At 65.6% G+C, this 13,662-nt stretch carries 9 protein-coding genes; 4 read left to right on the top strand and 5 right to left on the bottom strand.

Features of this window, described 5'->3' with window-relative positions; genetic code table 11:
- The first annotated feature begins 193 nt into the window (after positions 1 to 193).
- Positions 194 to 1,174 (top strand): hypothetical protein, encoded by a 981-nt coding sequence (locus EL272_RS14875; RefSeq protein ID WP_061788095.1) that lies wholly within the window; start codon positions 194 to 196, stop codon positions 1,172 to 1,174.
- Positions 1,175 to 1,319: 145 nt separating this feature from the next.
- On the opposite strand, the gene EL272_RS14870 is transcribed toward EL272_RS14875, so the two are convergent.
- The 3 genes from EL272_RS14870 to EL272_RS14860 form a co-directional block, all read right to left on the bottom strand.
- Positions 1,320 to 1,676: a hypothetical protein gene (locus EL272_RS14870; RefSeq protein ID WP_061788096.1), complete on the bottom strand. Its 357-nt coding sequence runs from the start codon at positions 1,674 to 1,676 to the stop codon at positions 1,320 to 1,322.
- 260 nt (positions 1,677 to 1,936) lie between these two features.
- Positions 1,937 to 2,116, bottom strand: coding sequence for a hypothetical protein (locus tag EL272_RS14865; RefSeq protein WP_126409517.1), 180 nt, complete (start codon positions 2,114 to 2,116; stop codon positions 1,937 to 1,939).
- A 413-nt stretch (positions 2,117 to 2,529) separates the two neighbouring features.
- Positions 2,530 to 4,563 carry a potassium channel family protein gene (locus tag EL272_RS14860; protein WP_126409515.1) on the bottom strand — a complete coding sequence of 678 codons (2,034 nt, stop codon included), beginning with the start codon at positions 4,561 to 4,563 and terminating at the stop codon, positions 2,530 to 2,532.
- A gap of 165 nt (positions 4,564 to 4,728) precedes the next feature.
- Here EL272_RS14860 and EL272_RS14855 point away from each other — a divergent pair, with 165 nt between their 5' ends.
- Positions 4,729 to 5,112: a hypothetical protein gene (locus EL272_RS14855; RefSeq protein WP_061788098.1), complete on the top strand. Its 384-nt coding sequence runs from the start codon at positions 4,729 to 4,731 to the stop codon at positions 5,110 to 5,112.
- A 31-nt stretch (positions 5,113 to 5,143) separates the two neighbouring features.
- On the opposite strand, the gene EL272_RS14850 is transcribed toward EL272_RS14855, so the two are convergent.
- On the bottom strand, positions 5,144 to 8,107 hold the full coding sequence (locus tag EL272_RS14850; protein WP_061788099.1) for a TIR domain-containing protein: 2,964 nt from the start codon (positions 8,105 to 8,107) through the stop codon (positions 5,144 to 5,146).
- A gap of 261 nt (positions 8,108 to 8,368) precedes the next feature.
- Positions 8,369 to 9,970 carry a hypothetical protein gene (locus EL272_RS14845; protein WP_061788100.1) on the bottom strand — a complete coding sequence of 534 codons (1,602 nt, stop codon included), beginning with the start codon at positions 9,968 to 9,970 and terminating at the stop codon, positions 8,369 to 8,371.
- A gap of 20 nt (positions 9,971 to 9,990) precedes the next feature.
- Between EL272_RS14845 and EL272_RS14840 the strand changes: the two genes are divergently transcribed.
- Positions 9,991 to 11,235, top strand: coding sequence for a hypothetical protein (locus EL272_RS14840; protein ID WP_126409513.1), 1,245 nt, complete (start codon positions 9,991 to 9,993; stop codon positions 11,233 to 11,235).
- A gap of 66 nt (positions 11,236 to 11,301) precedes the next feature.
- Positions 11,302 to 13,587 carry a transglycosylase domain-containing protein gene (locus EL272_RS14835; protein ID WP_061788102.1) on the top strand — a complete coding sequence of 762 codons (2,286 nt, stop codon included), beginning with the start codon at positions 11,302 to 11,304 and terminating at the stop codon, positions 13,585 to 13,587.
- The last annotated feature ends 75 nt before the right edge of the window (positions 13,588 to 13,662 follow it).

The raw sequence follows: 13,662 nt of genomic DNA, 5'->3' as shown, positions 1-13,662 counted from the left end.
GCGTGGGTTCCGTCGTGGTGCGTGGTCCGCATCCCGGATGCCCGGCGACGAGGTTGGTGCGGGATGTCCATGCGGACCCGTCCACCGGGGGCAACGGCAAATCCGGGGGTATCGTCTTGCCTCCCGGGAAGCTGACCTCCCGGAACCTGGGCGGGCGTCCGGGTACGTCACCAGGAAACGGGGGTGAGCATCGATGGGAACCGAACGGTCGCCGATCCGCCACGTCGGCCTGGGGACGGTGTTGATCGGACACGAGCCCGTCGCGCCCGCCGGTGCGGTCGCGATCAATCTGCCCGGTGCCGTACTGGACTTCGACCCCGCGCGCCCCGACCTAATGCCGTCGTGTCTGGCGGGGGACGTCGAACTGGCCGTCCCCGGGGTGGAACAGATCTTCGGAAGGGCGTCCGCCAAGGGGCTGCTGGACGTGGCCTTCGAGCAGGGGTGCAAGTCCGGGGTCTATCAGGTGCGCGAGGGCGAGGTCCTGGGGTTGCTGCGCGGGTTGGTGGAGATCCGCTGGTGCCGCGACAACTCGGACCTGCTGCTCGACTCCCTGCTGCTGGACCTGGAGGAACTGACCCTCCTGGGGCGCCTCGCCGACCGGATCGAGGTGGACCGGGAGTGGCGGGAACCGCTATTGGCCCTGCTCGGCTGCCTGACTCAGAGCCCGGAGACACTGTCGCGCGTCCAAGGGCATCCGGCGTCGAGGAATCTGCTGCTGGATGCCGCCGATGTCTTGGCGGGGACGGCGATCCCGGATCCCGAGCCGGTGAGGCGGCCGGAGGCACTCCAGTACGCGCTGGCCGCGGGGGGGATCGAACCCGAGGAAGAGGAGGGCGAGGAAATCGAACCCCGCCCGCCGGCGGGGCCCAGCGGAGTGCCGGCCGTGAATGACGCGCGGCACCTGACCGCCCAGGGGGTGTTCGACCTGCGACTGTACGTCGTCACCGGCGACCGGGGGCTCCTGGAGACGGGGCGCTCCGCGCTGGAGACCGCGACGGGGACCTGGCAGGCCAGCGGGGCCCGGGCGGAGGCCGCGGCGGCACGGAAACTGCTCGACCTGGCCCGGGATCCCGATTTCCCCGCGAACTGGCCCGTGCGCCCCAGCGTCGCGGAACAGGTGCATGCGCGCACTGGTACGGAACCTGGGAGAAGGTCGTCGGTTCGCTGGCCTTGATGTCGGTTCGCTGGCCTTGGTGTCGGTTTGCTGGGCTTGTTCACGTTTGCCTGCGCTGTGAGGCCAGCGAACTTCAACAAGCCCAGCAAAACAGGATTAAGGCCAGCAAACCGGGAACGGGACGGTCGGGTGTTCCTTGTTCTTTCTACCGCGCTTCCGCGGTGGGATGTTTCGTCCCGGTCTCGACGTCCAATCCGAGGTCGGCATTGCTCCGGCGTCTGGGTTCGAGCTCGAAGTTCTTCAGGATCATCCCGTAGCGACGGTCGTCGTAACGGGACAGCGAACACACCAAATCCCGAGCGGTCTCCGCCGAGACCTCCTCGAAATCATGCTTACCGCGGCTGGACAACTCCCAACCCACATCGTCGTCGCCGACCCATTCCCCGAAGTTCGGGACCCAACGCCAGGTGGAGGCGCCGTCGCCCACGACCATCGCGGCCAGACTCGCGAACTCCCCGTCCGGACCCCGGGTGGCGTAGAAGTAAACCTTCTCATCCCACATCTCGTCTCAACCTCCTCGCCTCGACCACGAGACCACATGATTTGACGCGTCCACAATATTCTGGGCGGGCCCGGAGAAAATACGGATCATCCCGACGAGCCCGCAGGAACCGGGTCCGCCAGTAGCGCGCGTGGAGCATGTGAACTCTCCCGGGTGCCTCCGGGGACTCCGAGAATTGATTTGAGTCAAATCCGCCTTGAGATTCGTGGTGGTTCCAGACGTGGGGTTCCTTGCGGGTTGGTTCTTCGGGTATTGGGCGGTCAGCGGCCGCCGAAGCCGGGCAGTGGGCGACCGGTTTCGAGCGCCCGTCTCAGCGCGACGACGGCATCAGTCTCGGGGAGGCCGCTGATGCCACCCCCGTCGGGACCGGCCACGGGCAGGCGGAACCGGTCCACGTATTCGGCGATAAGCCTTCTCAATTCAGGACTACAGTCAGTCATGCAGCGCTTTCTTCATGATCCAGTTGAAAACCTTCGCAGCGGTGGGGTTCGCGAGCGGTGCTTCCATTATGTCAGCAAATGCTTCGACGAGTTTGCGCACCGCGGCCCAATAGTTATGTCCATAGGAGGTGGCATACGCCTTCCTGTAGGCCGCGTTTCAATCCGTTTTGAGGTTCGCGGTGGTTCCAGACCCTACCCCTGACATGCCGTTCTGACAAGCCTTTTTGCGGGGCCTTACACACTACCCCCTCTCACCCCTCCGGGTGGTTGCTGGAACCTGCTCGAAATGGGGTGAAACCCCTTGTCAGGTGCCGTACACACCTGAGGCCTTTTTGGTCGTTCTCCAACACCCCTCCTTACGGGTGTCTCCAAAACGCCTGGTGGGCGTCCTCGCTTGCTTGCACGGTACCGTCTCAGTCGGCGACCTCTTGGATGATTTCGATGCCCTCGGAGGCCAGGAGTGACCCCATAGTGTTGACGACGTTCTCGTCCAGCGACTGCTGGCCCTTCGTGAGTTCGTCCCACGGCTTGTTGAAGTGGTGGCCCTCGCGGCCGTTGCGGCGCTGGAAATGGCTCCAGCGACGGTGTTCGGCGACGCTGAGGGTGAGGATCTGCTCGTCGGTCAGTGCGGGCGCGGGGGCTGGGGTTGTGCTGCGACGCCAGTCGAGGCCGACGGAGGCCAGTTTCACCGGGTAGTCCAGTACCACCGCCCGGTTGCTGCTCTTGTTGAACTCGGAGAGCTTCTCCCACGGGGTTTCCACTAGTTGCGATCCCGTCGGGTTGCCCTCCGCCAACGCCTGCTGCTGGTAGCTTTCGTGCACCCGTTCCGCCAGGCGTTCGATGCTCTCGGAATCCAGCAGTGGCGGGGTGTCGCTGGTGACCGTCCAGCCGGAACGCTGCATCATCTCCGGCAGGCGGGAGGCTAGGTCGAGGGCCCACTGCTGCACGTCGTGGATGTCGGCGTTCCCGGGCATTGCCTCGGCGAGGAGGTTCCGCAATTTGAGCTGCATGGAGCGCAGCTGCGACGGTCCCGCCAGCGGGGCGGGTGCCAGGGGAATTCCGGTTTCCGCTTTCATGCCGCCCGCCTCCAGCACCTCGCGGGCCGCCTTCGCGTTGTCCCGGGTGAGCAAGTGGACGCCCAGGTCCAGTCGGAGCGTATCGGGTGTGACATCGACGATTTCGCCGCTGTTCTCGTCCCGCACGATGTCCGTGCTGAACAGGCTCGGGGAGTCCGGCGGCCAGCTCTCGGCGTCGCGACGAAGCTCGGAGCGGAGCAGGTCGGCCTCGTTGCGTTCAAGAACCTTCGGGTCGGCCAGCAGCGCGTCCCGGGAGATCAGCCGCACCCGGTCGGTGACGTCCCCGAACAGGTCCTCCCAGTGGGTGTTCTGGTCCACGACCAGGCCGATGTGGGTGGTGGGGTCCTCCAGCAGCTCCCTGGCGATGGTCACCGCTTTGCTGGATTCCGTCAGCGCCAGGTAGACCCGGATGCCGCCGACCGTTCCCCTGCCCTTCTCCGGCGGCACCCAGGTGTCGCGGAACTCGTTGACCCTCGCCTCGACGCACGCGGGAAGCGGGGTCATCTGCTCCACCTGCACGGCGTCGCCGAATTTCTGGACCAGGTCGCCGGCCCAGCCGGTTCGTTCGCTCAGGCAGAGGACGCGGGGCCGCCAGCCGTCGTGCTGCCAGCCGAGGATGATGCGACGCGTCAACTCGGCCGCCAAGGGGCCGTCGCCCACGACCACGGGGTCGGGGACGGCGGCGGCGCTGGGGAAGGGCGGGCACAGCCGCAGGGTTTCCAGCGCCAGCTGGGTCACGCGACACACCGTACGGGTGGCGTCCGAGGAGTTGCGCGTCCACTGCCGGGCCAAGGCGGGGGAATCGAACAGCGCCAGCGGCTGGGTCGTCGGGGCGGTCGAGGCGACGCGGCAGACCAGGTTCGCGGTCTCGTTGTCGTCGCCGCCGACTATCACCACGTCCTCGGCGCCGCGAAGCACCCCCGTCAGATGCGGGTCGCTGAGGTCCGGGAGAACCGAGACGCCCCTACCCGCCAGCCAGGCCTGGTCGGAGGGGCCGAGGTCGCCGACCACCACGACCTTCGTACCTGCCTTGCGGTAGGTGTCGTTGCCGGCCAGCGACGCCGCTTCCGGCCCGTTGCCGACCACGACGACGTGGTTCCTGCGCAGTCTGGCGTGGAGGAGCTGTTTCTGACGCGTGAAAACGGTCCGGAGGACTTTCGCCACCGTGTAGAACGCGACGATCAGGGCCAGCCAGCGTGCCACCTCCAAGGTCAGTGGGGGGTTCTGCTCGGGCATGTCCAGGGTGAACAGCTGGAAGGCCCGGTAAAGGGCATCGCACCAATGGAGAGTCGGGTCGGCCTCCAGCCAGCCCCACGTACCAAGCACCAGCGCCGCGATGACCAGCGTCCCGAGCAGGTACAACTGACCCAAGCCCCGGTCCTTGTGATTTTCCATGGCCACACCAACCTCCACGAATCGACCTCACGATTCCATGACGGACAATTTCGCATCAAGTCGGTTGAGCCGGACCGCACGGCACGCCTTTGACGGACAGGACGCGGTCGGAACCGAACCGGGGTGGCGTAGGGTCGGGGTATGGACGCCACTACCCGGTTTCGCCGGTCGGGTCGGGTCAGGCTGGTCCGGGTGGCCGAACGGGCCGAGACCTGGACCACCGACTCCGGCAGCCCCATGAGCGTTGAACCCGGTGACATGATCGTCAGTTCCGGGGAACGCACCTGGAGCATCAAACCCGACTCCTTCGCCGCTACCTATACGCAGGTCGAGGGGGATGTGTACGAACGCACCGGCGAGGTGTGGGCGCGACGCGCAGAACCGGGGGAGAGGGTGGCGACCCAGGAGGGGGAGGACGTCGCGGGGGAGGGCCAGTGGCGGGTCACCGACGATGACGGCAACTCGTGGTTCGTCCCAGAGGACGTTTTCACGGCGAACTACCGCCCCGCTCCCAAAGCTGTTTGAGCCGGGCCGCCGGGCGTCGCTGGCCCCTGAGTCAGCCCTCCTCGAATCCGAAGCGTTCGGCCAGCTCTGCGGCATATGCGAGCCACTCGTCCCGGTCGTCGGGGTCGCAGTCGGCGTAGGAGAGGGCAGAATCGTAGGACAGGCGCCCCAGCTCTTGGTGTTCTTGCTGAATACTCAGCGCTTCACGGAAACTGAACGCCGATTCCTCCAGTAGGGAAAATTTCTCGGGATTCTCGGTGGGCATCAGTCGGGCCAGTCCTGCTGCTGATTCTCCCAGATGCCACAAGATTTGAAGATTCCCGGGCTGTTGTTTGTTGAGGTCGCGGGTTATGGTGATGGATTCTTGGTAAAGCTCAGGAGCCTGCTCGGGATCCACATGGGCAACCCCGTTCAGGGAAGCGGCGAGATCTCTCAGAGCCAAGAGATCGCCAGGCAGTTTTTCGACGAGGTTGCGTCTGATGTCAAGTGACTCTTGGTAGCGTTCCAGAGACTTCCCGGGCTCGGTGTCGCGCAGCATGCCGGCAACATTGATCAGCGAGAGGGTGAGGTCTCGTTGGGTCTGGAGGTTGTCGGGTAGTTGCTTGGCGAGTTCGCGCCGGATGGTTAGGGACTCCTGGTAAAGCTTCAAGGCTTGCTCGTGATCAGTGTTGCGCAACATGTAGGCAACCCTGTCCAAGGCGACGGTGAGGTCTCGTTGGGTCTGGAGGTTGTCGGGTAGTTGCTTGGCGAGTTCGCGCCGGATGGTTAGGGACTCCTGGTAAAGCTTCAAGGCTTGCTCGTGATCAGTGTTGCGCAACACGTTGGCAACACTGTGCATGGAGCTGGTGAGGTCTCTCAAGATTCGGCGGTCGTCAGGATGGTTTTGAGCGAGGCCGCGCCTGATATCAAGGGATTCTTGGTAGTTTCCCAAGGCCCTTGAGGGTTCGGTGTAGCACAGCATACCGCCAAGAAAGTTCAGTGAGAGAGCGAGATCCCGTCGGTTTTGAGAATCGTCAGGTTGGGCTTCGGTGATACTTCGGATTGCCGTGAGAGATTTTTCATAGTTCGCGATGGCTTTTTTGGGTTTGGTGTTCCGGAGGGAGGCTCCCAGCAGCATGTGAGCCAAGAAGCTGGCCCGCGTGTTGGTGCCTGTCAGTTGCTTGGTCAAGTCTTGCAGCATGACGGCGGTACGGGTGTCAGTCAGATACGTCAGTGCAATTTTACGGATGAAATCCGAAATCTGTTCGAGGAATTTCGGGTTGCGAGTCAAGGTTTGAGGCAGGGTGTCCATGATGGTGTCGACTTCCCACAACTCCGGCGCCTTGTTGGAGTATTTGCTGAGTTCGCAGGCCCTCCGGATGACGAAATCATCCACCAGACTGGTTTCCAGTGTCCCTTGTTTCCTGAGATGATCGGCGATGAGGCGGTGCATACGTCCCGTGAGTCCGGTGTGGTTTCCTTCAGTTATCAGGTCGCGGCTCTCCAGGGTGCGGCGGATCTGAAGCCATCTTCCTTTCAAATGTTGCGGGGTAGGCTTGAAAACTTCGGGGATGGTTTCCTGTGTCAACTTCTTCAGCCAGGGCCAGGGGATGGTGTCTGGTGGCATGGCGGCGGCCAGTCGAAGGACCGGTAGGGAGCTGGGGAGGGTTTGTTCGAGGTCGGTGAGTGACTGGTCGAGGATCACCGACAGAAGTTTTTCGCGATGCTTGATCTGGGTTTTCTCCCTGTCCTCCAACATTGCGTCGCTTGCGGTCAGGTTCTGTGAGCGCAGGTAGGTCAGGTAGTCGCGGACGGTGCTCTCTGGGTGGGTGGACAGGTAGACTCCGGCCTGTTCAACGGCCAGGGTGAAGCCGTCGAGCAGTTCCGCCAGTTCTCGGGCGGCGGCCAAGTCATCCTCATTGCGGAAGTCGGGGCTGTTGTCCCCGTCGCGATCCGGTTGGAAAGCCCGCAACAGAGAAACAGATTCTTCGATGCTGAGTCCCTGAAGGTGAATCTGCTTCAAACGGGTTGAACCTGCGAAATCTTCTGACCCGAGACGGGTGGTGACTGCCACATGCAAACTGTTGTCTTTCGGCAACACGCCCAGTTGAGGGTCGGTCAGAAGGGCCGATTCGGATACGTTGTCGAGTATCAGCAGTACATGGCCACTGGTGGTTCGGCGTCGTAGTTCTTTCAATACGCTGCGGCCCGCGAGTTCCGGATTGTTTCTGATGTCCTCAGGGAGCTCGAATTCGAGCAGTTCGGGAGCGAGCCGGGCCAGCAGGGGCAGCATCTCCTTCGCCCCTTCGGAAGGGATCTGCCAGATGCCTCCTGCATAGTGGCCTTGGTTTTGGTTTCCGTAGTGCCTGACCAGTTCGGTTTTCCCTATGCCGCCGAGACCTCGCACGGCTGTCACTATGCCTACTGTTGAAGGGGATTCCAAGGCATCGCCGAGTTTAGTGAGTTCTTGGCTGCGCCCTACAAACCGAGAAGTGCCGCGCTCCAGATTTCCGGTAACCGTGTCCCGTCGACGGAACTCTTGTTTCTGCTGGTACAGCTCGTCGCTCAAAAGCAGAGCTTGAGCTGCCAGTTCATCCGGGACAGCTGTCACGGTCAGGCGCGTGAACACATTCCGCAGGTCATGGCCATGCATTCGATAAATTCTATCATGCCAACGTCCATGCTTCTCATCAGGCTGATCGTCCCGGGAGGTGTCTTCCAACAGCAGCGGCACTATGCCGGATGGGTCGTCGGGGCCTTTTGGTTTGGTTTCGTGTGCCTGGAACTCCCACAGGCAGAATTTGCTCTCGAAATAGGGCTTGGACACGCATACCAGCAACACCTCAGCCTCGCGGATCGCCCGGGCCAGCTGGGTTTTCCATTCCTCTCCCAGCTTCAGGTCGTCACGGTCGAAGAAAACCTCCTTGCCAGGGTCGCAACGCACCTCGAAATCATCCTTGGCCGCATCTCGCAGTGCCTCCACCAGGCGTGTCACCCACTTCCCGGCGTCATCCCGGCGGGAGTAGCTGACGAACACCGAATACCTACGAGACGGTGTGGGGTTCTCAGGGGGTGTGGGGCTCTCAGGGTTCGTTGGGGGTGTCGACATGGCATCCTTCTGAGCTCGCTGGGTGATCCTTATGAACCCTACTGGCGGACAGAACCGCCGACGGACCCGGACAGGTCAGCCCCACCCGCGGGTCGGGACCTTCTACCGGGCGCCAGAAGTGGTTTCGACACAGCCGTTTGCTGACGCTCACGTGCTGGCTCAACCAGCTTCCGGCGACCCCGACCCGGCTCAACCAGCTTCCGGGGATATGTCGACACGGGCGTCGGCCGGGGCGGTTGCCAGTTCTATGTTTGCGGCGGCCAGGATCCGGGGCAGGTGGCGCATGATCGCGATGTCGTAGTGCTGGACCTCCGGGATCTCGTTCCAGGGTTTGGCCCATTCGTGATCCCCGCGACCGTTGCGGCGTTCGTGAATGGCCCAGCGACGGTGCTCCAGCCGGCCGAGTTCCCTCAGCAGCGCCTCGTCCAGCTGCACCCCTTCCTCCTTCGTGGGGCGACGCCACGTCAGGCCCGCCGCGGCGTGGGTCACCGCGCTGCCCGTTATGGCCGCCCGGTTGCTGGCCTTGTTGAAATCGTCCAGGTTCTCCCACAGTTTCAGCGCCAGCGGCGAGCCCGTCGCGTTGCCCGTCTCCTCGCTGATCCTCTGATAGGCCAGGTGCACCTGCGGGGCCAGCAGCTCCACCAGCTCCGGGGTGAGCAGCGGGTCGTGGCCGGCGGGACGGCGGGGGGTGAAACCGGCGCGGGCGGCCAGCACCGGCAGTCGCGACGCCAGCTCCAGGGCCGTCAACCAGGTGCCCGGAGTCCTGTCCCGGCCGAGCAGCCCCAGGATTCGCGACGCCATCGCGGCCAGCTCCGGCGGGGTCAGCAGGATCGCCGACGGCTCCCTCGCCCCACCGGGGGCAAGCTCCACCGATCCCGCCGCGAGCAGCTCCTCGCAGGCCCCGGCGAGCCTCGTCAGCTGCCCCCGCAGCTCCTCCGACTGCGCCTCCCAGACCGCCCGGCCGCCCGGGGAGTGGACGACATCGGCGAGGATCGGCCCCTCGGGCCGGGTGGCCTCGGCGTCCGCGTTGCTCAGCCAGGCGACGTCGTCCAGGATCAGCTGGGCCAGCTGCTGCGCCGGTGAGAACCGCGGGTCCAGGGCCAGCACCGCCGAGTCCTCCAGCGTGAACTGCGCCACCCCGGGCAGCTGCGGCCAGCGGATCCCACCGGGGGTGATCATCGCGACCCGCGCCTCCCGCACCTCCCGGGCCACCGCGGCAGCGACGACAGGGGTCAGCACCTCGTCGGCGCAGGCGACGATCACCGCCGGCCCGGTGGGGGTGCCGCGTTTGGGGGGAGGAGCGTCCCAGCCGGCCAGCAGCTCTCCGATCCGCCGCAGCACCGGTTCCGGACGCAGCGACCCCTGCGACCACGAGATCCGCGCCGCCCCGCCCGCCCAGTCGGCCACGTCGCGGGCCCAGCTCTCGTCGCGACCCACGCAGTGCACGATCATCGGCTGGCCCGGTTCGGACCAGCCCGCCACCAGTTCCTCGGCGATGGTGGCGTTCAGCGGTCCGTCGCCGACGATCACCGGTGGCGGGGCCGCCCGGTCCGGCGTCGACGGCGACACGGCCGCCAGAACAATCCGCGCCAGCCGCCTCCCGTAGGCGGCGACCCGCACCCGCGGATGCCCCTCCCACAGCGCCGCGACCGCCTCGTCGCGGAAGACAACCTCGATCGCCGCGTCCCCCGGGGCGGACAGCCGCTTAGTGAGCAGCCGCGCCGTGATGTCGTCGTGGACATCGGGGCCGATCCGCCGCGGCCCGGGTGTTGCAATGGCATCCTGAGGCATGGGACAAGTCTGGCATCCGCGTGGAAAGGCGTGACGTGGAGGAAGCGGGAAGGCGCGGCCGGGTGGTGCAGATCGTCGGCGACGGCGTGGACGGAGATTGGCTGACGTGGCGCTGGAACGACCCCGACCGCCCGGTCGGGGTGCATCGCGTGGAGGGGCTCCGGGAATCGGTCGCGGCGTTCCGCTCCGCCCTGCCCCAGGAACCGGACTCGGATAAGGGGAAGAGCCCCTGCGACCTGGAGTGGCTCGTGACCTTCAAAACCGTGAGTCGGCAGGACGAACTGAAGAGGCTGGGGTTGTACGGCCCCCTGACCCGCCGCGACGACGAACTGGAGTTGATGCGGGCGTTGTCGCGGGCGCTGCTGCCCGGCGACCTGCGCCGCCAGCTGATCGAAGCGGCCGCTGACGGGGAACGCGTGGAGGTGCGGGTGGCGCCCAGCCCGCCCGCCGCCATCGTGCCGTGGGGACTGCTGGTACTTGACGACGATGACATGCGGCTGCTGGATGTCGCCGACGTTTCCTGGATCGCCCCGATCCTGCCCCGCGACATCGACCCGGACGTGCCCTGCGCCACCCCCGCGACGGGCGGTCGGGCGCTGCACGTCGTCGATCCGAAAACCAGCAAAGGAAGGGTGCTGCCGGGGACGTTCGAGTCCTGCGGCTGCCACGGGCACGGCGCGGAACAGTTTTCCGCCGGGTACAACGGCCTTGAAAAGCTCCGGGCCCGCCTCGAAACGGGGGCCGGGAAGATCGCGCGACTGCTCATGATCGGGCACTGCGCCACAGGGACGAGGGACGCCGCCGACACCGTTTTCTTCATGGGCGACGGCGAGGCGAACAAGCTGCGGGCCTCGCGGCTGGTGCGGGAGGCCGGGAGATGGCGAATACCGCCCAGGGTCGGGGTGGTGGCGTGCGCGTCGGGCACCGACCTGGCCCAGCACGAACCCTTCGGACTCGGTACCGCGCTGCTGATCAACGGCGCCGAGGTGGTGCACGCGACCCTGTGGACGCTGCCCACCGACTACGCCATCGGGCTCGTGGACACCGGGGCCGTGGGGGCCTTCGAATGGTTGGCGCAGGCCGTCGACCACGCCCAGTCCGACGCCGACCCGGTGGCGTCGCTGTGCGACCTGCAACGCAGGAAACTCGCCGCCTGGCGAGAGAAACCCGGCCTGGGATCCTCCCCGCTGCTGTGGGGTGCGCTGATCACCATGACGGCGCCCGCCGGACGCCGCCAGAACCCCGGTTCGGCGTCGATCCCGTAGTCCTCGGGCTACGTGACGGCCCCCTGGTGGATGAGTTGCTCAGCTTCAGCGCATAATCTGGAACCCATGGAACAGCAGGACCAACAGCCGGCGCCCGAGTCGGAGAAGAAGCGCAAACGCGCATCGAAACGCCCGAAGTCCCGCGCCCGGAAGATTCTGGCGAGGACCGGGCTGGCGATGCTCGTGTTGTTCCTCGTCGCGAGTCTGGCGGGGGTGGGCGCCTTTTTGTACTTGTACGCGACAACGAAGCTACCGGACCCGAACAGCGACTTCACCACCAACACCACCTTCATTTATTACAACGACGGGCAGGAGCAGCTTGGCTCTCTCGCCGTGCAGAACCGCATCACCCTCGACTACGACAAGATGCCGCAGGTGATGAAGAACGCCGTGGTGGCGGCCGAGAACTCCACCTTCTTCAGCGACCCGGGGTTCTCCATGCCGGGCATGCTCCGCGGCCTGTGGACCATCGCCCGCGGCGGTGACGTGCAGGGCGGTTCCACCATCACCCAGCAATACATCAAGATTCTCTACCTGAGTTCCGAACGCACCGCGGGCCGCAAGATCCGGGAGTTGATCCTGGCCATGAAGATGGGCCGGGAGGTGCCCAAGGAGAAGATCCTGGAGGGCTACCTCAACACCATCTACTTCGGCCGGGGCGCCTACGGCATCGAGGCGGCCGCCAAGTCGTACTTCCTGAAGTCGGCCTCCGAACTCAGCCTGTCCGAGGCCGCGACCCTCGCCGCCATCCTCAACAACCCGGCAGGTCTCAACCCGTCCGCGGGCGAGAAGAGCAGGGAACGGCTCCTGGGCCGCTACCAGTACGTGCTCGACCAGATGCTGGAGAACAAATACATCAGCCAGGCCGAGCACGACGCGGCCTATCCTGCTCTTCCCGAGTTCCCCGAGGTGCCGGTCTCCGACCGCTACGGCGGACCGAAGGGATTCCTCGTGTCCCAGGTGGAGCAGGAGCTGTCGAGCCTCGGTTTCAGCGACGCCGAGGTGCAGGGCGGCGGCCTGAAGGTGACCACCACCCTCGACAAGAACATGCAGGACGCCGCAGTCGCCACGGCGCAGAAGTACACGGAGGAAGCCGCATCCAAGGCGAAACCCCAGCAGGACGCATCCAAGCTGCACGTCGCGATCTCGTCGGTCGACACCGCCACCGGTGGTGTCCTGGCGATGTACGGTGGCCCCGACTACACGAAGGACTCCCGCAACTGGTCGACGACGCCGCGTCCCGCCGCTTCCACGTTCAAGTCGTTCGCGACGGTCGCGGGGCTGCGCAACGGCTACTCCCTGGACAGCACCCTCAAGGGCGACACCTTCACCCCGCGCGGTGACGGCGTCCCGGTCCGCAACGAGTTCAACGAACAGTACGGTGACGTGACGCTGCGCAGGGCGGTTGCAGAATCCATCAACACGGCCTTCGTGGACATGACCGAGTCCATGAAGAACGGCGCCCCCGCCGTCATCCAGGCCGCCAACGACGCGGGTGCGCCGAGCGGGGCGGGCTGGGACGTCAACAACCGCATCGCCCTGGGGGCCGCCGAGGTGAGCCCGCTGAACATGGCGAACGCCTACGCCACCCTCGCCGACTCCGGGAAACGCAAGGACGTCCACTTCGTGGCGAAGGTGGTGGATCGCAACGGCAACACCGTCTACGAGGCGAAGAAAGAGGGCACCCAGGCCATCGAGGAGAACGTCGCGGCCAACGTCACCGACGCCCTGACCTCCGTGGTCGAGGAGGGCACCGGCACGAAGGCGTCGCAGCTGAAGCGGCCCGTCGCGGGCAAGACCGGAACCAACGGTGTCGACGACTCCATCACCTCCGCCTGGTTCGTCGGCTACACCCGGCAGATCTCGACGGCCGTCATGTACGTCGCGGGCGATTCCGGCAACGAGAACCTCGATGCCTACAAGAAGCCCGGGGACAAAACCTTCTTCGGCTCCGGCTATCCGTTGACGACGTGGGTGGAGTACATGCAGACCGCCACCAAGGGGCAGGAGGTCAAGCAGTTCGACAAGGCCAAACCGATCCAGGGGAAGTCGTCCGCGCCGTCGCAGGCCCCCACGCGGAGCGCGCAACCCACCAGCGCGCAACCCACCCAGAGCGCACAGCCCACCCAGGAACCGTCGTACGGGGGCAGGCGGCCCACCTCCGATCCCACGGACGCGGGCCGTTCCACGCCCTCCACGCAGCCGACCCGGACCAAGTCGCAGGCCCCCACCTCCCAGCCGACCGGCGGCGGCAAGAGCACGCAGCAACCGACGGGCGGCGGGGACAAACCGACCAACCCCGGTGACGGCGAACGAGGCCCCGGCGGTGGCCGGCAGAGCAACGGTGGGTGACTCGGGCAGCGGCGACTGACGCACCCCGTGGAAACCTCCCGCTTCCTCGCCCGGGGCCCTGGCCGCGGAGCCTTT

The organism is Arachnia propionica (genome assembly GCF_900637725.1).
Taxonomy (GTDB): Bacteria; Actinomycetota; Actinomycetes; order Propionibacteriales; family Propionibacteriaceae; genus Arachnia; species Arachnia propionica.
The sequence above is the reverse complement of the archived record's forward strand: the minus strand, read 5'-3'. Positions and strand labels throughout refer to the sequence as shown.